This window comes from Streptococcus sp. 4886, assembly GCF_013276485.1.
Classification (GTDB): Bacteria; Bacillota; Bacilli; order Lactobacillales; family Streptococcaceae; genus Streptococcus.
Window position 1 is genome coordinate 132544 of record NZ_VMLD01000008.1, and the last position, 18970, is coordinate 151513.

General features: G+C 42.6%; 22 protein-coding genes and 1 pseudogene. 4 read left to right on the forward strand and 19 right to left on the reverse strand.

The window, feature by feature from the left end; genetic code table 11:
• Window positions 1–13: 13 nt before the first annotated feature.
• The 4 genes and pseudogenes from HT679_RS04115 to pepA form a co-directional block, all read right to left on the reverse strand.
• A pseudogene (locus HT679_RS04115) lies at window positions 14–778 on the reverse strand (nuclear transport factor 2 family protein).
• Window positions 779–781: 3 nt separating this feature from the next.
• The gene (locus HT679_RS04120; RefSeq protein ID WP_173213151.1) at window positions 782–1225 is read right to left on the reverse strand and encodes a MarR family transcriptional regulator; all 444 of its coding nucleotides are present in this window, start codon (window positions 1223–1225) and stop codon (window positions 782–784) included.
• A 577-nt stretch (window positions 1226–1802) separates the two neighbouring features.
• On the reverse strand, window positions 1803–2099 hold the full coding sequence (locus HT679_RS04125) for a hypothetical protein (protein WP_000230160.1): 297 nt from the start codon (window positions 2097–2099) through the stop codon (window positions 1803–1805).
• Between the two features lie 19 nt (window positions 2100–2118).
• Window positions 2119–3183, reverse strand: a complete 1065-nt coding sequence (pepA, locus tag HT679_RS04130) for a glutamyl aminopeptidase (protein WP_173213153.1) — start codon at window positions 3181–3183, stop codon at window positions 2119–2121.
• A gap of 236 nt (window positions 3184–3419) precedes the next feature.
• Between pepA and HT679_RS04135 the strand changes: the two genes are divergently transcribed.
• From HT679_RS04135 to HT679_RS04150, 4 genes are all read left to right on the forward strand, one after another.
• Complete coding sequence (locus HT679_RS04135) at window positions 3420–4379, forward strand: ABC transporter permease (RefSeq protein ID WP_173213155.1); 960 nt, start codon at window positions 3420–3422, stop codon at window positions 4377–4379.
• A complete protein-coding gene (locus HT679_RS04140) occupies window positions 4369–5325 on the forward strand; it encodes an iron chelate uptake ABC transporter family permease subunit (RefSeq protein ID WP_173213157.1) in 957 nt (318 codons plus the stop codon). The genes HT679_RS04135 and HT679_RS04140 overlap by 11 nt, the downstream gene beginning before the upstream one ends.
• The gene (locus HT679_RS04145; RefSeq protein ID WP_173213159.1) at window positions 5322–6074 is read left to right on the forward strand and encodes an ATP-binding cassette domain-containing protein; all 753 of its coding nucleotides are present in this window, start codon (window positions 5322–5324) and stop codon (window positions 6072–6074) included. The genes HT679_RS04140 and HT679_RS04145 overlap by 4 nt, the downstream gene beginning before the upstream one ends.
• 95 nt (window positions 6075–6169) lie before the next feature.
• Window positions 6170–7135, forward strand: coding sequence for a siderophore ABC transporter substrate-binding protein (locus HT679_RS04150; RefSeq protein WP_112443799.1), 966 nt, complete (start codon window positions 6170–6172; stop codon window positions 7133–7135).
• Between the two features lie 109 nt (window positions 7136–7244).
• On the opposite strand, the gene yidD is transcribed toward HT679_RS04150, so the two are convergent.
• The 15 genes from yidD to HT679_RS04225 all read right to left on the reverse strand — a co-directional run bounded on the left by yidD (window position 7245) and on the right by HT679_RS04225 (window position 18966).
• Complete coding sequence (gene yidD / locus HT679_RS04155; protein WP_050230852.1) at window positions 7245–7487, reverse strand: membrane protein insertion efficiency factor YidD; 243 nt, start codon at window positions 7485–7487, stop codon at window positions 7245–7247.
• Entirely contained in the window at window positions 7487–8209 is a 723-nt protein-coding gene (locus HT679_RS04160) for a pseudouridine synthase (RefSeq protein ID WP_001222228.1), read from the reverse strand. The genes yidD and HT679_RS04160 overlap by 1 nt, the downstream gene beginning before the upstream one ends.
• Window positions 8196–8765 carry an SMC-Scp complex subunit ScpB gene (gene scpB, locus HT679_RS04165; RefSeq protein WP_164226036.1) on the reverse strand — a complete coding sequence of 190 codons (570 nt, stop codon included), beginning with the start codon at window positions 8763–8765 and terminating at the stop codon, window positions 8196–8198. The genes HT679_RS04160 and scpB overlap by 14 nt, the downstream gene beginning before the upstream one ends.
• Window positions 8766–8783: 18 nt before the next feature.
• Window positions 8784–9512: a segregation/condensation protein A gene (locus HT679_RS04170; RefSeq protein WP_164226035.1), complete on the reverse strand. Its 729-nt coding sequence runs from the start codon at window positions 9510–9512 to the stop codon at window positions 8784–8786.
• Window positions 9512–10246, reverse strand: a complete 735-nt coding sequence (gene xerD, locus HT679_RS04175; RefSeq protein ID WP_318968716.1) for a site-specific tyrosine recombinase XerD — start codon at window positions 10244–10246, stop codon at window positions 9512–9514. Before xerD ends, HT679_RS04170 begins: the two co-directional genes overlap by 1 nt.
• Window positions 10243–10704, reverse strand: a complete 462-nt coding sequence (gene cbpB / locus HT679_RS04180) for a cyclic-di-AMP-binding protein CbpB (protein WP_125451503.1) — start codon at window positions 10702–10704, stop codon at window positions 10243–10245. Before cbpB ends, xerD begins: the two co-directional genes overlap by 4 nt.
• A complete protein-coding gene (locus HT679_RS04185) occupies window positions 10701–11222 on the reverse strand; it encodes a metallophosphoesterase (RefSeq protein WP_173213161.1) in 522 nt (173 codons plus the stop codon). The genes cbpB and HT679_RS04185 overlap by 4 nt, the downstream gene beginning before the upstream one ends.
• The gene (locus tag HT679_RS04190; RefSeq protein ID WP_050972308.1) at window positions 11198–12169 is read right to left on the reverse strand and encodes a nucleoside-triphosphate diphosphatase; all 972 of its coding nucleotides are present in this window, start codon (window positions 12167–12169) and stop codon (window positions 11198–11200) included. The genes HT679_RS04185 and HT679_RS04190 overlap by 25 nt, the downstream gene beginning before the upstream one ends.
• Entirely contained in the window at window positions 12166–12960 is a 795-nt protein-coding gene (racE, locus tag HT679_RS04195) for a glutamate racemase (protein ID WP_173213163.1), read from the reverse strand. The genes HT679_RS04190 and racE overlap by 4 nt, the downstream gene beginning before the upstream one ends.
• A gap of 198 nt (window positions 12961–13158) precedes the next feature.
• Window positions 13159–13407, reverse strand: coding sequence for a YneF family protein (locus HT679_RS04200; RefSeq protein ID WP_000364990.1), 249 nt, complete (start codon window positions 13405–13407; stop codon window positions 13159–13161).
• A gap of 296 nt (window positions 13408–13703) precedes the next feature.
• Entirely contained in the window at window positions 13704–14507 is an 804-nt protein-coding gene (locus tag HT679_RS04205; RefSeq protein WP_000157661.1) for an ATP-binding cassette domain-containing protein, read from the reverse strand.
• Between the two features lie 12 nt (window positions 14508–14519).
• On the reverse strand, window positions 14520–15413 hold the full coding sequence (locus tag HT679_RS04210) for an ABC transporter permease (protein WP_173213164.1): 894 nt from the start codon (window positions 15411–15413) through the stop codon (window positions 14520–14522).
• Window positions 15414–15424: 11 nt separating this feature from the next.
• The gene (locus HT679_RS04215; RefSeq protein WP_173213165.1) at window positions 15425–16402 is read right to left on the reverse strand and encodes an ABC transporter substrate-binding protein; all 978 of its coding nucleotides are present in this window, start codon (window positions 16400–16402) and stop codon (window positions 15425–15427) included.
• A 559-nt stretch (window positions 16403–16961) separates the two neighbouring features.
• Entirely contained in the window at window positions 16962–17888 is a 927-nt protein-coding gene (locus HT679_RS04220; RefSeq protein WP_042900321.1) for an ATP-binding cassette domain-containing protein, read from the reverse strand.
• 10 nt (window positions 17889–17898) lie between these two features.
• Window positions 17899–18966 carry an ABC transporter ATP-binding protein gene (locus HT679_RS04225; RefSeq protein ID WP_173213166.1) on the reverse strand — a complete coding sequence of 356 codons (1068 nt, stop codon included), beginning with the start codon at window positions 18964–18966 and terminating at the stop codon, window positions 17899–17901.
• Between the last annotated feature and the right edge of the window lie 4 nt (window positions 18967–18970).

Below are 18970 nucleotides of genomic sequence, written 5' to 3' on the forward strand. Positions count from 1 at the left end.
TCTGTATCCTCATTTAAAACTTCCCTCGATTGGTCAAGTCTTCTACCTTAGGCATGACTTCCTTATTGTCCCAATGCTCCACAATTTTCCCGTTCTCTAAACGGAAGATATCGTACTGGGCATAAGCAAGGCCATCAATCTGAGTCTGACCATAGCTAGCCACATAGTTTCCTTATCCTAAGAGTTGGAAAACAAAGTCGAAAGTGACACCATGTTCAGCCACATAGTTTTTATACGCAGCACTTCCTTGTCCAATTTCATGATTATGCTGAATCAAATCGTCTGCCACATAATCACTCCACTGCTCTAGCTCCCCATTTTGGAAAATTTCTGTCAAGAAACGGCGAACCAGCTTTTTATTTTCTGCTTTCTTATCCAAATCCTTGATTTCAAAATCTCCAAAAATTTGATCTAGTTGGTCATTTTCAGGTGTTCGATAGTAGTCAATGACATCCCAATGCTCAACAATACGACCATTCTCATCCGCACGGAAAGTATCCGTCGTCACCCATTGAGCTTCTCCACCATTCAGATATTGATGAACATGAACAAAGACCAGATTGCCATCCTCAATGGTGCGGACAATCTTAATCTGACGCTCTGGATGACGCTCAAAGAAATCTGCAAAGAAGGCTGCAAATCCTTCTTTCCCGTCAGGAACACCTGTCGAATGTTGGATATAGGTATCCCCTACAGACTGGGCTTGAGCCTCAGCAACTCGTCCGTCTTGAATGGCATGGATGTATAGGTTGTGAGCATTTTTCACTTGTTGTGACATATTTTAATCCTCTTTTGCCTTCACTTTCAGATTTGCCAAAATTCTTTCTTGAAAGGCTTCAAATTGCCGAATTTCTTCCTCTGAAAATCCTTTGTAAAAAATCGTATCCAATTTCTGACTGACACGATGTCCCACTTCTTTCTGGGACTTGCCTAACTCCGTTAAAACTAAATACTTCTTACGCTTGTCTTTTCCACACGGACTAACAATTACAAGCTTTTGTTCCTCTAGCTTTTTTATCATAGTCGTCAGCGTATTATTCGCAAGCCCAGTCGCAAGCGCGATATCTGTCGCAGTTGCGCAGCCAGTTTCACTATTCCATAAAACCGCTAAAATCTTGCCCTGTTCACCCCTATAAAGAGCCTCAGGATCTTGACTCAGTAACTTCTGAAAAATCCGTCCATTCAACAAACGAATATGATGGGCTAGCAAATGACTATTTTTCATAACACCTCCAATTTATTTCGATATCGAAACGAATAAAATAATTGTAACACTTGTCCTTCCAACTGTCAACTATTTCGATTTAGAAATAATTTTTGATAATAATTTACATCACCATACTCCAGTTCAACTAACTTTTAACGAGAGTTTCTAAACTCCTTCGTCCTCCAGTCTACAAAAGTCTTCCATCCGTACTGTCCTATATTTTATTAGGGGATACGTTTTTCCTATCAGACCATTTATTTTAAAGATAGAAGTCAATCTTAATTGCTTCCATCTGTTCTTTTATAGTATATTGAAGTTGGACTAGGGCACTGTATCTTCTAAAACATTGATAGAAAGCGATTTGAATTTCCCAATCAATTTGTTCGTATTTAATTTTACCTTACCCTATCTTTCTCATAGCACCCTTCAAACAGCCTATCCCCTACCGTTTGACGATTCCTCACTTCTCTCCACTTCCATTACAGAAGTTTCTTCACTACTATGGTCTCGGCTAACTTCTCATGATTCCTTGTTACTACTATTTGAACGCTCACGAGATAGGTCTTACAAAAAAATACTTTGATCCACAATGGAATCAAAGCATTTTAAAAATCTCCCCATACATAAGCGCAGAAGCTGCGGTTCCTCTGTACTTGGCTTCTTCTCTCTTGATAAAACGAGCCAAATTGAGCAACTCAGGTGCCGGATATTTGGGATTCTTGAGCAATTCACGATTGACCAGTCCTGAGAGACGAACTGCCAGCAATTGCTCATTTGTAGTAGGCAGTTTTTTAGCAGTCTCTAGGAGAGCAGCAACTAAATCTTCACTCAAATCATGTCGAGCATGATTGTAAAGATCTGTTACAAGGCTTTCTAGGTTTGGTTCTACCATCCCTACCACCTCCTTAAGTTTAATAATTTTTAATCAAATCAACCGTTGAACGATCCAATTTCTTCACCAAGGCTTGCAAGAAAGCTTGAGCTTCTAAGAAGTCATCCATAGCGTAGAGGGTTTGGTGAGAATGGATATAACGAGCGCAAACACCGATTGTTGTAGATGGGACCCCACCATTTTTCAGATGGGCTGCGCCAGCGTCTGTTCCGCCTTTACCACAGTAGTATTGGTACTTGATACCAGCTTCTTCAGCAGTTGTCAAAAGGAAATCCTTCATACCTGGGAGAAGCAAGTGACCTGGATCGTAGAAACGAATCAAGGTTCCATCTCCAATCTTGCCTTGACCGCCATAAACATCACCTGCTGGTGAGCAATCAACTGCTAGGAAAACTTCTGGGTCAAACTTGGTTGTGGAAGTATGGGCACCACGAAGACCAACTTCTTCTTGGACGTTAGAACCCAGATAGAGTTCATTTCCGAGTTTTTGACCTGAAAGAGCTTCTGCCAACTCACTAACCATAAGCACTCCATAGCGATTGTCCCAAGCTTTTGAGATGATATTTTTTTCATTGGCTGTCAAGATTGCAGAACTATCTGGTACGACGGTGTCGCCAGGACGGATGCCAAAGCTTTCTGCCTCAGCCTTGTCTGCAAAACCACCATCAAAGACGATATATGCGATAGCTGGCATAGTTGGACCGCCCTTACCACGAGTCAAATGTGGAGGGACAGAACCCGAAATCACAGGAATTTCACGACCGTCACGAGTCAGAAGTTTGAAACGTTGGCTGCTGACCACCATAGGATTCCAACCGCCGATTTCTACAACACGGAAGGTACCATCTGGCTTAATCTCGCTGACCATAAAACCAACTTCATCCATGTGAGAAGCGACCAAGACGCGCGGTGCATCTGCAGCTTCTGAATGTTTAATCCCGAAAATACCACCCAAGCCATCTGTCACCACTTCATCCACGTGCGGTGTCAACTTTTCACGAAGATAAGCACGGACAGGCGCTTCATGACCTGAGATCGCAGCAAGTTCTGTTACTTCTTTGATTTTTGAAAATAATGTTGTCATTTCAGTTCCTTCTTTCTTTCATCCATTTTACCACTTTTTATAGGAGAAGGATAGCAGGAAGGTTGATAGTTTTTTACTCAGTTTTCCTATAAAAAAGAGAGACAGATGTTCTTTCAGGAATTTTTCTTTCTTTTTACATTAAATTGTCAGAAATTTTATTGACAGATTAGAAAAATAATGTTACATTTATATCCGCAGGTATCTTTCGATACCAAATCTACATGAAAGGACGGGGTATGAAACTTTCTCATTATTTAATTGGCTTACTTCTACTCCTAGTCTTTCTCTCTATTAGCATTGGGACCAGTGATTTTTCATGGGGAAAACTCTTTGCACTGGATCATGAAACTTGGCTTCTCTTTCAAGAGTCCCGTCTTCCAAGAACCATTAGCATTCTCCTGACTGCCTCTAGTATGAGTATGGCAGGGCTCCTCATGCAGACTATCACTCAAAATCAGTTTGCTGCTCCGAGTACAGTTGGAACCACTGAAGCCGCCAAACTGGGAATGGTATTGAGCCTCTTTGTCTTTCCGTCGGCTAGTCTGACCCAAAAGATGCTCTTTGCTTTTGTTTCATCCATCGTATTCACCCTCTTCTTCCTAGCCTTTATGACTATTTTCACCGTAAAGGAAAGGTGGATGTTGCCTCTGATTGGGATCATCTATAGTGGGATTATCGGTTCTGTGACAGAAGTTATCGCCTATCGTTTCAATCTAGTTCAGAGTATGACTGCCTGGACCCAGGGCTCCTTCTCTATGATTCAGACCCATCAGTATGAGTGGCTCTTCTTAGGCCTCATCATCCTGATAGCCGTTTGGAAATTATCCCAAACCTTCACCATCATGAATCTAGGAAAAGAAACTAGCGAAAGTTTGGGGATTTCCTACTCCCTACTTGAAAAACTGGCCCTCTTTCTGGTGGCATTAACGACTAGTGTCACCATGATTACCGTGGGGGGCTTACCATTTCTCGGAGTTATTGTTCCAAATCTTGTTCGCAAGCGCTATGGAGATAATCTAAGCCAGACCAAACTCATCGTCGCTCTGGTCGGTGCTAATCTAGTTCTGGCCTGCGATATCCTATCCCGAGTTCTAATTCGGCCCTATGAGCTGTCTGTCAGTCTTCTACTAGGAATCATTGGTAGCCTCGTCTTTATCCTACTTCTCTGGAGAGGGGGACGACAAGATGCAGTCTAAAAGCAAACATACCAAGCTCTTCTGGCTTCTCATTATTCTTGCCGTCGGAGCTTGTCTTCTCTACTTTTGGCCCATCACTCACTTGTCAGCCTTTGCTTGGAAGCTACGTTCCCAAAAAATCATCGTTTATCTCTTGGTAGCTATCGCGACAGGGGTTTCGACCATTAGTTTTCAAACCCTAACGGAAAATCGCTTCCTGACGCCAAGTATTTTGGGAATCGAATCCTTCTACGTCCTACTACAAACCCTACTACTGGTTTTTGAAAGTAAGTTTCTTCAACTTGGCAAGTCTCCTATCTTAGAATTCCTAGTTTTGCTTCTACTTCAATCCCTCTTCTTTCTTGCCTTACAAGGCTACTTAAAGACACTGATGAAACAAGACCTGGTCTTCATCCTGCTAATCTGTCTAGCCCTCGGAAGTCTCTTTCGAAATATCAGTACCTTCCTTCAGGTCCTGATGGATCCAAACGAATACGATAAACTGCAAAACAGTCTCTTTGCCTCCTTTCAACATCTCAACACTTCCATCCTAGCCATCGGCTCTCTGATTATCCTTGCTTTGACAATCTTTTTCTTTCGGAAAGCAGTCATTCTGGATGTCTTGCACCTACAAAGAGAAACGGCTCAGATATTGGGACTCGATGTTGAAAAAGAACAGAAAGAACTCCTCTGGGGCATCGTACTTTTGACCTCAACGGCCACTGCCTTGGTAGGTCCTATGGCCTTCTTCGGCTTTATGCTAGCCAATCTCACCTACCTAATCGTCAAAGACTATCGACACAAGTTGCTCTTTATCGTGGCTATTCTGGTCGGATTTATCAGTTTGACCTTGGGGCAGGCCCTGATTGAACGAGTATTTGCTCTGGAAATTCGCATCAGTATGATCATCGAGAGTGTGGGTGGCTTCTTATTCTTTATCTTACTTTATAGGAGGGCGCGTCGGTGAAACTGAAAAACATTGACAAATCCATTCAAAAACAGGATATTTTGCAAGGCATTTCGCTTGAAGTCAGTCCTCAGAAACTGACAGCCTTCATTGGTCCAAATGGTGCTGGAAAATCGACTCTCCTCTCCATCATGAGCAGACTGACCAAGAAAGATCAGGGAATTCTCAGTATCAAAGGCCGTGAAATCGAGAGTTGGAATTCGCAAGAACTGGCTCAAGAACTAACCATCCTAAAGCAGAAAATCAATTACCAAGCCAAATTGACGGTGGAAGAACTGGTCAGTTTTGGACGTTTTCCCTACAGCCGAGGTCGACTGAGACCAGAAGATTGGGAAAAAATCCGAGAAACTCTGGACTATCTGGAACTAACCAACTTAAAAGACCGCTACATCGACAGCCTGTCTGGGGGACAACTCCAGCGAGTCTTTATCGCTATGGTACTGGCCCAGGATACAGACTTTATCTTGCTGGATGAACCACTCAACAATCTCGACATCAAACAAAGCGTTAGCATGATGCAGATTCTTCGGAGACTGGTGGAAGAACTCGGAAAGACCATTATCATCGTCCTCCACGATATTAACATGGCCAGCCAGTATGCGGATGAAATTGTCGCCTTCAAGGACGGCCGAGTCTTTCGCAAGGGAACAACAGATCAAATCATGCAAGCTGATCTGCTCAGTCAACTATATGAAATTCCTATCACGCTAGCTGATATCAATGGCAAAAAGATTTGTATCTATAGCTAGTAACATAGAAGCTCAAGTTAGAGAACTTTCAGTCTCTTAGTCAATAAAACCTAGAGACTCCCTAAATCGTTATCACATTTTAAAAAGGAGAAATTATGAAAACATCCCTTAAACTTTATCTCACTGCCCTAGCGGCCAGCTTCTTGCTCCTACTTGGTGCATGTAGTACAAACTCAAGCACTAGTAAGACGGAGTCAAGTAGCTCTGCTCCAACAGAGGTAACCATTAAAAGTTCACTAGGTATAGTCACACTTTCAAAAGTCCCTGAAAAGATTGTGACCTTTGACCTCGGTGCTGCGGATACTATTCGCGCTTTAGGTTTTGAAAAGAATATCGTCGGAATGCCTACAAAAACTGTTCCGACTTATCTAAAAGACCTAGCTGGAAAAGTTAAAAATGTTGGTTCTATGGTTGAGCCAGACCTAGAAGCCCTTGCTGCTCTTGAACCAGACCTAATTATCGCTTCACCACGTACCCAAAAATTCGTAGATAAGTTCAACGAAATCGCTCCGACTGTTCTCTTCCAAGCAGGCAAAGATGACTACTGGACTTCTACCAAGACTAATATCGAATCCCTAGCAAGCGCCTTTGGTGAAACTGGTACACAGAAAGCCAAGGAAGAATTGGACAAGCTAGACAAGAGCATCCAAGAAGTCGCAACTAAAAACGAAAGTTCTGACAAAAAAGCCCTTGCTATCCTCCTCAATGAAGGAAAAATGGCTGCCTTTGGTGCCCAATCTCGTTTCTCTTTCTTGTATCAAACCTTGAAATTCAAGCCAACTGACACTAAATTCGAAGACTCACGCCACGGACAAGAAGTCAGCTTTGAAAGTGTCAAAGAAATCAACCCTGACATCCTCTTTGTCATCAACCGTACCCTTGCCATCGGTGGTGACAACTCAAGCAACGATGGCGTCCTAGAAAATGCCCTCATCGCTGAAACACCTGCCGCTAAAAATGGAAAGATCATCCAACTAACACCAGATCTCTGGTATCTAAGCGGAGGCGGACTTGAATCAACAAAACTCATGATTGAAGATGCACAAAAAGCCTTGAAATAAGCTGCTTTAAACTCAATCACATCTTTACATGATAAAACGCATCCTATCAAGCTCACTCAAACCTGATAGGATGCGTTTTTATCATTTTATTAAAACCTTTTGCCCAACCTCATTCCCCTTCTTGATTCCGTTTAAGGGAAAAATGGTCTGGGACGGGGTCCTTACCTGTTTTCGACCATGGATGGCAACGTAAAATTCGAGCCAAACCCATCAAAACACCCTTGAAGCCATGTTTTTCAATAGCCTGAATCATGTAGTTGGAACAAGTCGGCTCAAAGCGACAAGAGGGTGGAAAGGCTGGTGAGATAAACCGTTGGTAAAAGCGCACAGGCGCTATTAAGATTCGTTTCATTATTTCTTGGTTACAGCCATGGTGTGTAGTTGGCTGATTTCTTTTTTATTAAGACGACGAGATTCTCCTGGACGGAGTCCTGTCAAGTCTAGGTGTCCAAAACGAGTCCGTGACAACTTGTCCACTTGAAGACCAACAGCTTCAAACATCTTTTTAACCTGATGGTTACGTCCTTCATGAATGGTCAACTGTACCACAGAGCGATTTTTAACTGGGTCCACTTTGAGAATTTCATAAACAGCTGGCTTGGTTTTCTTGCCATCAATCTCCAGTCCACGGGTCAAGGGGCGGAGATTATCCTTATTGGCCACACCTTTAACACGCGCGACATAAACCTTGTCAATCTCATTACGAGGGTGAATCATCTCATCCGTAAAATCCCCATCATTGGTCAAAATCAAGACACCTGATGTATCCCAGTCCAAACGACCTACAGGATAGATGCGCTCTTTCACGTTGGGCAAGAGGTCGACAACCGTCTTGCGACCCTTGTCATCTGTCACACTGGAAATGACACCGCGTGGTTTGTTAAGCAGATAATAGACCTTTTCTTCGTTGTAGATAGGCTGGCCTTCAACTTCGACCTTGTCGCCTGACTTGATGGTCGTTGCTAGTTCACGTACCACCTGGCCGTTAACCGTCACCAAGCCTTGCTTGATCAGCTCTTCTGCTTTTCTCCTACTGGCCACACCTGCGTGGGCAATATACTTATTGATTCTCATCTTCTTCTATCCTTTCACCAAATAATTGGCTTTCTTGGGCTTGAATCTCAAGCTCATCAATCACTGGTAATTCTTCTAAATGATTTATCCCCATGTAATCTAGGAAATAATCTGTAGTCACATAGAGGTTGGGGCGACCCAACACTTCTTTTTTCCCGTCTTCTCGTATCAAGTCAAAGGCCTGCAACTTTGCCAAGGCCCCACTCGAGTTGACCCCACGGATGGCATCAATCTCTATCCGTGTGATGGGTTGCTTGTAGGCAATGATGGACAAGGTCTCAAGGGCAGCTCGAGATAAACTCTGGTTGATAGGTGCCTTAGAGTATTCCTTCAAAACCGCTGCAAATTGAGGCTTGGTCACCAATCTATAAGCGCCCCCTGTCTCAATCAGAGCCAAACTGGAATCTGGGTCCTTTTCATACTTCTGGACTAATTTTTCTAAACTCTGTTGGATGCCTGTCGGTGGCAGAGAGAGGAGTTCAGCTAACTGGCGGACTCTAATCCCATCTTCACCCGCTACAAACAAGAGCGCTTCTATTTTTGCTAAAGTACTCATCTTTCCTCTCTATCAAGTCTAGTTTTGGACCACTTGACTTTCTTCCTTCTTTTCCATGAGATAAATATCTCCAAAACTTTCCTCTTGCACAAGGATCAGCTCCTGGGTTTTGATTAACTCTAGGGTTGCCAAAAAGAGGGTAATAACCTCTTGGACATTCTGGGCTTCCTTAAACAAATCCTGCAAGCGCAATTGATCTCGTCCAGTCAAGGACTCTTTCACGATAACCATCATGTCCTCAATCTTATACTCATCCCGCAAGATAGTCGTGTGATTCTGTGCAAACTCCTCTTTTTTCTTGGCTAGGATATTTGAAAAAGCCAAAAAGAGGTCAATGGTCGTCTTGTCATGCACAAGCTCCGCATCTTCGTAAATCAACTCTGTCGGCGCTTTGGAATAGTACTGGGCCCGTTCTTGGTGCTTGGCTTCCAAGTGCTCACCCAAGAGCTTAAACTTACGGTATTCTTCGATTTGAGAGAGAAGATCCTGCTCCAGGTCATCCTCCAAATCTGTCACTTCCGCTACCTTTGGAAGAAGCTTGCGGCTCTTGATCAACATGAGCTGACTGGCCATGACCATGTACTCGCCCGTCACTTCCAGACGCATGGCCTGCAGGGTTGAGACATAGGCTAGATACTGCTCGATGACTTCCGTGATGGGCACATCGTAGATATCCATCTGGTACTTAGAAACCAGGTGCAAAAGCAAGTCCAGGGGCCCTTCAAAATCTTTTAATTTAATATCCATTATCTATATTTTTCTAAGGTCAGGACTGTTTTTAATCCTAATTTTTTTGCAATTTCGTACAAATCGACCTTGTTTTCTATTTGTCTTAGAATAAACTGTTCTCGCAAGGCTTGGGCTGATAAGGCTGGAAAACCTCTCTCCTTGACAAAAGCTTCTAACTGACGAAAGGCCCACTGACGAGAATAGGCTTTCCCTCCCCTTTCAAACAGATAGGTCTGGCCCATCAAGGGTTCTAGCTCTGAAAGCAAGGTCGTGGGAATGGTGACAATCCTCTGTTGGGAAGCCTTCTGGATTCGCAACACCTGAAAATCCAGATTGATATCCGCAACCTTTAGAGCTAAAATCTCACTCGGCAAGAGTCCCATTTCTAGGATTAAGAGTGCTAGCAAGCGACCCTCTGGATAGTCGCTTTCTTGCCAAAAAGAGTCTAGGTCTAACAGTTCTGGCTTTGCGGTCTTCTTTTCAGCTTGTTTAGCTAATTCTAAGCGGTAAAAGCTATCCACTTCTCCTTTTTGATAGAGAAAGTAGAGAAATTGATTACAAGCCGAAATTTTCCGCTTCTGGGCGCTGATTTTCAGACTGGCTAGCTGGACTTGGTAAATCTTGAGACTGGTCTCCGAAATCCGCTCACCCACAATGTCTAAAAATTGCTCCAAATCATACTTATAGGACTGCTTGGAATTGGCAGACAAGCCCTGCTTTTCCTCTAAAAAGGCTGAAATCCTATCTCTCATTTGCATCGAATCTCGTATTCCTTACTAAAGTCATGCAAGAGAGCATTGACTGCCTTGAGGATAGACTTGCGCGTAATAATCCCTTGGAAAATACCTTCTGCGTCCACAACCGGCAAGAAGGACTCATCTACCAGCTTGTGCAAGACCTCCGTAATGGTAAAATCAGGCGAAACAACCGCTACGTCCGTTTTAGTCATATGAACAATATCCGTATCTGCCATGATTTCTTGACTCAAGTCATGCTCCATCTGATAAGCCATAATATCTCTGAGCCCAATCGTCCCAACAAACTGTTTTTCATCTGTCACAACAGGAACACGGGTATAGGTCATCTGACTGAGCAAGAGTGTCGCGTGATCTGCATTGTGAGTATCAATCAACACAGCTAGATTTTCAGCAGGAGTTAAAAAAGTTTCCTCCTGCCCCAACAAGAAAGTCTCAAACTCCTTGGCAATCATCGGCTAAACTCCTTGGACAAGCCCGGATACACCTCATGGTCTCGTGTCAAAAAGTCCACTTTGAAATAACTATCATCAATCTCCACACGAGCATAAAGACATTCTCTGATGGTCCCACGTGGTTGACTGATGGAACCTGGATTTAGAAAGAGGGTCTTGCCTTCCATCCAAGCGCTTGGCACATGCAAGTGACCATAAAGGCAGATATCGGCCTCTTCTTCCTGAGCCCAGTAGTCCAGCTTTTGAAAGTTGAAATTGATGTCAAACAAGTGACCATGGGTTTGGATAATCTTGATCGAACCAAGCTCAGTCACCAAACGTTCTGGGTAGCCGGCGTAGAAGTCCATGTTCCCTTTAACAACACGGATGCCCTCCCAAAGTGGAGAATCAGGACGCAGTTCAGAATCGCCATTATGAAAAACGGCATCGACTTTGCCCACATAGCGATCACGGATTTCTTCCACAATCAAGCTATCGCCATGAGAATCGCTCATTACAATGATGGTTTGCTTTGCCATGATGGAAATACCTCCAAAAGTTTCTTAACGGCTAAGGCACGGTGAGATTGACTATTTTTTTCTTCGAGGGTTAATTCAGCTGATGACTTGCCTGTCTCTCCTACAAGGAAGAGAGGATCATAGCCGAAGCCATTTTCACCCTTAGGTTCAAAGTTAATGTAGCCAGGCCAGTCTGCTTCAACAACCAAACTTTCCTTGTTTGGACTGGCTACGACTAGGGTTGTATGGAATTGAGCCGAGCGGTCCTTGAGTTCAAAGACCATGGCCAATTCGTGCAAGAGTTTGGCATTGTTTTCACGGTCAGTAGCTCCCACTCCTGCGAAACGAGCTGACCAGACACCTGGCAAGCCACCAAGGACATCGACTTTGAGACCTGAGTCATCTGCCAAAACCATCTTGCCCGTTAATTGAGAAATAGTTTCTGCCTTGAGACGGGCATTTTCTTCAAAGGTCATGCCTGTTTCAGCTACTTCAGGTAAGTCAGGATAGTCATTAAGATTTTCCACATCGTAGCCTAGCTTGTCAAAGATAGCTCGGAATTCCTTGGTCTTGCCCTCGTTTCGAGTCGCAATCAATAAGGTTTCTCTGACCTTGTTTGTCTCAAAGAAAGCTTCTACATCAACACCTTCTTTAGGCAATTCTACATGCAGGAGTTGCCCATTTTCAACTAAGAGAAAAGCCCCCTGACGTTGGATGACTTCCACATTTCGTCCCATTTCTTGGTTGAGGATATCTACCACAAAAGACAATAAACGGTAGAGAGAACCATAGCGTAAAACAGTAACAGAAACAGGAAAACCTCGATCCTCATCTCGAAATCTTTGGGCAAACTCCAATAGAGGAAAATCCAAGTCATCATCCGTCAACGTCCGGACGCCACCAAAAATACCATAGGACCCGACATACCAGTCCTGTTCATCCTTATATTCATAAATTTTATTTGTCATAATTCTACATGCTCCACATGAATCTCTTTTTCCAGCCATTCTTCACCAATTTGTGCAAAACTTTGGCTGCTAGCTGTTGTGTAAAAACGGTGATGGAGTGATCCGGCATCACGACCACGATTGATTTCAAAATAATTGAGTAGGACTGAGATGTCCCGTACACACTCTGCCCCACTATCGATGAGCTGAACCTTGGGCCCCATGACATTTTGAATAATAGGTCTGAGCAGTGGATAATGGGTACAACCCAAAATCAGGCTATCCACCTTGCCAACCAAGGGACGCAGGGTTTCATAGACCACTTTCTTGGTGACACTGGTTGACAGGGCACCAGACTCCACCAAGGGAGCAAACTTGGGACAGGCCAAGCTCTCCACCTGTAAGTCCGGATCCAGATCATGGATTTTCTGGCGATAAATGTCAGATTGGACCGTCATGGGTGTTCCAATCACTCCGATTTTCCCACCTTGGCTGGACTTGATGGCTGCTGAAGCTCCTGGCAAAATCACACCCAAGACAGGAATATCTAGTTGAGCCTTGATTTCTTCCCAGACGACCGCAGTCGCAGTGTTACAAGCAATGACAATCATCTTGACATCCTTGGTCAAAAGAAAGTTGACCAACTGCCAAGTATATTCACGAATTTGCTCAGCAGGACGGGGACCATAGGGCGCCCGTGCCGAATCTCCAATATAGACGATTTCTTCATGGGGAAGCTGGCGCATGAGCTCGCGCACAACGGTCAAGCCCCCGACACCCGAATCCAAAAAACCAATTGGTCGATTATCCATACAGTCTTCTTTCTAGTCTTTTTTCTGATTGATAGTTCATTATGATTATTTATCCTTATGAACTGAATGACAGTCTAATCAATAACTATCTCTCTTAATCATAATCAAATATCAATAGAATGCAAGGAAAAAGTCTCATCCCTAAACATAACCAACATAGTGAGAAGTCTGGAACTTTCATCCCAGACTTTTCCTTATTTATTTTTTCTTTTTATTGTTGGCAAGGGCTGCTTTTTGTTGGCGAATGATTTGGTGGTAAACTTGTTGCACCTTGGCTTCGCTTGGTTTTTGACCATTTGCACTCAAAAGAGTACGAACTGCTTCAGCATTCAAACGTGGGTTGTCAGCGAATTCTTTTTCAATTTGCTTACGAACCAAGTACATTCCTCCAAGAGCTCCTCCTAGAAAAGCTAGCACAATCAATACAATTGCTAATAGTAAATCCATTATATTTCTCCTGTTTCTTTTTGAGTCTCTTTCATTATACCACAAACTAGCCACCCTGACTAGTTTGTTTTACGCTTTCAGGGAGGGAATAGACGGCAAAAAGAACCCTGCTTTTCTGCGAAAGAGGGTTCCTTACTGAGTTTATACTCAATGAAAATCAAAGAGCAAACTAGGAAGCTAGCCACAGGCTGCTCAAAACACTGTTTTGAGGTTGCAGATAGAGCTGACACGGTTTGAAGAGATTTTGCAAAACGCAAGAAATAAAAGACTGAGACACTAGATCTCAGCCTTTTTCTTTATCCCAAAACCAATTCATCACTGACCAAACTTTGGCCACTATTTTTCTGGAAGAGATGCATGAGGTCTTCAACTGTCAGATGCTTTTTCTCTTCTCCTTTTACATCCACCACTATCTTGCCTTGATAGAGCATAATGAGACGATTTCCGTACTCAATCGCATGGTTCATATCGTGGGTAATCATCAAAGTCGTCAACTGATGATGTTCCACAATTTTTTGTGTCAAATCCATCACCATTTGACTCGTTTTCGGGTCAAGTGCCGCAGTATGTTCATCCAAAAGCAAGAGTTTAGGTTTCACTAGAGCTGCCATGACTAGAGTCAAGGCCTGTCTTTGTCCTCCTGAGAGATATTGAGTATCCACTTTCAAGCGGTTTTCAAGACCAATATTCAACTCCTTCAAGGCCTCTTGGAACTGGATTCTATCCTTCTCCTTCACGCCCCAACCAAGCCCTCTCTTCTGCCCGCGTCTCAAGGCAATAGCCATATTTTCCTCAATCGTCAAACGAGAAGCTGTCCCCATCTTAGGGTCTTGAAAAACACGGGCAATATCCTTGGCTCTCTTTCTTACACTCAGATTTTTAATGGATTTACCTGCCAATAAAAGGTCCCCTTCGTCCACCGATAGATTGCCTGCCAAGATATTCATCAAAGTGGATTTACCTGCTCCATTTCCACCAATCACAGAGATAAAATCTCCCTCTTCAACCTCTAAATCTAATCCTTTGAGGACATGGTTCTCATTGACCGTCCCTGCTTCAAATGTTTTGTGAATATTTTCAAGTGTTAACAAACTTGCCATAACTTTCTCCTCCTATTCATTTCTCAATTTCAGACCACGAATCTTTAATCTCTTTTGCAATTCTGGTGCAAATAAAACTAAAGCGAGCAAGATTGCATTAAAGAGACGAACCAGGTTTTGATCTAGATTTGGAATTTCATAGATATTTAAAATAATCAAACGGTAAACAATAGCACCGATTCCGATGGATAACAAGCGACCTCCAATGGTCAAGTCGTGAATCAAGACTTCCGCAATAATGACTGCACTCAAACCAACAACAATGGTTCCTGTCCCAGAAGTCACATCTGAAAATCCATCATTTTGGGCAAACAAGGAACCACATAGGGCAATCAAGCCGTTTGAAATCATGTAACCAACAATCTTCATGGTGTCTACATTGACCCCATTTGCCTCACTCATCGGGATATTGTCACCAGTCGAACGCAAAACCAAGCCAATCTCTGTTTTCATCAAAAGAGTCAAGACCAAACAAACAAGTAAGAGACAGGCCAAACTGAATGAGAAAACAGCTTCTTCAGTTGTCAGCCCTAAGCTCGCCAATTGTTTAAAGACAGTTGAAGAATCTCCCAAGGAAAGATTGGGCACACTTCCCATGATTTTAATATTGATGGAATAAAGCCCTGTCAAGGTCACAATCCCTGTCAAGAGAGCTGGAATTTTCATCTTGGTATGGAGCATTCCTGATACTAGACCTGCTACCATACCTGCAAACAAAGCAAGTAAAGTCGCAATCCAAGGATTTGTCCCTGCCTGTATCTGCGATACAACAACAGCTGCACCCAGAGGAAAGGCTCCTTCAGCAGTCATATCCGCAATATCCAAAATACGAAAAGTCAAGTAAACCCCAATGGCCATAATCGACCACAACAAACCTTCTGATAAACTAGATAATACAAAACTCATCTTAAACCTCCCTATTCCTTGCTTTCTAACTTACTAATATCAATTCCTAGTGCATCTGCCATTTCTTGGTTGGTATGCAATTCCAGCTTTTCAGGCAACTCAACTGCTATATTTTCTGGCTTCTCACCTTTTAAGACACGAACCAGCATTCTTGCTGTCTGACGTCCCAATTCTTCATAATTGGTTCCGTAGTTATACAAGCCACCAACCGCAATCATTTCTGTTGAACCACCAAATACTGGAACCTTGTGTTTAATAGAAACCTGCTTAACTGTTTCCATGGTTGACGAAATGGTATTATCCGTTGGGACAAAAACCATATCCACCTCTGCCATCAAGCTTTCTGCAGCAGCCTTGACGTTGTTACTGTCCAAGATTGTTTTTTCAACAACGCTAAAGCCTTTTTCTTCCAGAAGGCGCTTAGCTTCATCCTTTTGGACAACCGAATTTGGCTCGCTCTGAGTATAAAGAATTCCAATTGTTTTAGCTTTTGGCAACACTTTCTTTATCAAATTGATTTGGGTTGAAATGGCATCTGATGACTGATCGCTTGTCCCAGTTACATTGCCCCCAGGATGTTCTCTTGACTCAACCAACTTGGCACTGACAGGATCTGTTACCGCTGAAAAGATAACCGGTGTCGTTTGTGTTGTATTAGCCAAGCTCTGAGCAGAAGGCGTTGCGATAGCTAGAACGACATCACTAGATTCTGCTAGTTGCTGGGAAATCGTTTTTAGATTTCTTTGTTCTCCCTGTGCATTTTGCAAATCAATCTCGATATTTTTCCCTTCAATATAACCTTGCTTGCCCAGCTCATCCACAAAACCTTCTCTAGTAGCGTCTAGAGACTGGTGGGTAATAAATTGTGAAATACCGATACGAAATACATCTTTTTTCTTATCTGCCTTCAACTGATGCAAACTGATCAGAGAGGTTAAGAGGATCCCCACTACCAAGAGGGGTGCTAGCAATTTTCGAACAACTTTCATAATGAAACTCCTTCTCAGAAAAGATAATACTCAATGAAAATCAAAGAGCAAACTAGGAAACTAGCCGCAGGCTGTACTTGAGTACGGCAAGGCGACGTTGACGTGGTTTGAATTTGATTTTCGAAGAGTATAAAACAAAAAACCGCCTAGATAATACCTAAACGGATGCTTGAAAAAATCTAACAAGTTATAACTTTGCTAGTCCATTTAGATATTCATCTATATGGACCACAATCAAAAATCTTAGCCACATAGATACAAACAAATTGCTTGAACTGTTTGCATCCATGGTGACATGTCTACAAACACTATCTAAAGTAGCTAAAGTAAAAGTTTTGATTCATTGTTACAGCTTGTCTTTTATTCATTTCTTTTTCTGCTTTCTTTTTTGATGTTTCCTATCTTACCACCTTTTTCATCACCTGTCAAGAATATTTCAGAATTTTTTAAAATTTTTCGAAAATTCTTTCAAGCCGCTTTCAAAGTTTTTTCAAATCAGTCCAACAAAAAAAGGTTTATAATTTCCATAAAAGTTGACATGGAAATTATAAAACCATTATTAGTTTAATCCTTGTTGATAACGTGCCAATTCGGCTTGGTTCGCCCAAACATAATGACCTGGACGGATTTCAACCATAGAAGGTTTGTCAGTCTCATAGTCGTGTTGACTTGGGTCGTAAACCTTCAAGACCTTCTTACGTTCCAAGATTGGATCTGGAATTGGTACCGCTGAAAGCAAGGCTTGAGTATATGGGTGAATTGGATTGTTAAACAATTCTTCTGTTTCTGCAACCTCTACAATAACACCCTTATAAATAACTGCGATACGATCTGAAATAAAGCGAACGACCGACAAATCATGGGCGATGAAGAGATAAGTCAAACCGAGTTCTTTTTGGAATTTTTTGAGCAGGTTCAAGACTTGGGCACGTACAGAAACGTCCAAGGCTGAAATTGGCTCATCCGCAATAACAAAATCTGGTTGCATGACCAAGGCACGGGCAATACCGATACGTTGACGTTGACCGCCTGAGAATTCATGCGGGTAACGAGTCAAATGCTCAGCAAGAAGCCCCACTTCACGGATAATATTTTTAACTTTCTCTTTACGTTCTTCTTCATCCTTAAACAGATGATGATTGTAAAGACCTTCAGAAATAATATAATCAACAGTCGCACGTTCATTCAAACTTGCTGCAGGGTCTTGGAAAATCATCTGGATACGACGAATCAATTCCGCAGCTTGTTCACGCGATTTCTTACCATTAATCTTTTGACCCTCAAAAATAATATCACCATTACTTGTATCATTGAGACCGATTATCGCACGACCAATAGTTGTTTTCCCACTACCTGACTCACCAACAAGCGAGAACGTTTCTCCCTTGTTGATAAAGAAGTTAGCATTTTTAACCGCGACAAACTTCTTACTTCCTTCACCGAAGGAAATTTCTAAATCTTTGATTTCTACTAATTTTTCAGACATTTCCTTCCTCCTAGTCTGCCAGATGGGCAAATCCCATTTTTTCACGGATTTTATCGTGGAGATTTGCAATCACAGCTGGTTTTTCTACTTTTGGAGCATCCTCATGAAGAAGCCAAGTTTTAGCCCAATGTGTCTCTGATACTGAGAATTGAGGAGCTTTTTGTTCGAAGTCAATCTGCATTGCATAGTCTGAACGCAAGGCAAAGGCATCCCCTTTCAGGTCAGTATAAAGTGACGGAGGTGTTCCTGGAATTGAGTAAAGATCCCCTTTATCATCAGCAAGCTGAGGCAAGCTAGACAAGAGACTCCATGTATATGGATGGCGAGGGTCATAGAAGACTTCCTCAACAGTTCCATACTCAACAATTTCTCCTGCATACATAACCGCTACCTTATCCGCAATACTTGCTACCACACCAAGGTCGTGAGTGATAAAGATTGTTGTGAAATGGTACTCGTTTTGTAAAGATTTGAGCAAATCAATAATCTGTGCTTGAATGGTCACATCCAAGGCTGTTGTCGGCTCATCACAGATCAAAACATCAGGTCGGCAGGCAAGGGCAATAGCAATTACGATACGTTGACGCATTCCTCCAGAATATTGGAATGGGTATTCATCAAAACGTCTATCTGCATCTGGAATCCCAACCTTATTCATGTAGTCAATGGCCAATTCTTTTGCTTCCTTAGCTGTTTTTCCTTGGTGTTTTACAATAACTTCTGTAATCTGACTACCAATTGTTTTAATTGGGTCCAAACTAGTCATTGGATCCTGGAAGATAGTCGCAATCTTAGCCCCACGAATTTGTTCCCAATCTTTATGAGAAGATAGATCTGTCAAATCCTGACCACGGTAGTCAATACTCCCTTGGGCAATGCGACCATTTTCTTCGAGCATACCTGTGAAAGTCTTTGTCAAAACAGATTTACCTGATCCTGACTCACCTACCAAGGCTAATACTTCTCCTTCAACTAGTTCAAGAGAAACGCCGCGAATGGCTGTCAATACTTTGTCACGAACGTCAAATTCCACGACAATATCGCGAGCAGTCAAAATTACATTTTTTTCTTTTGTCATTTCT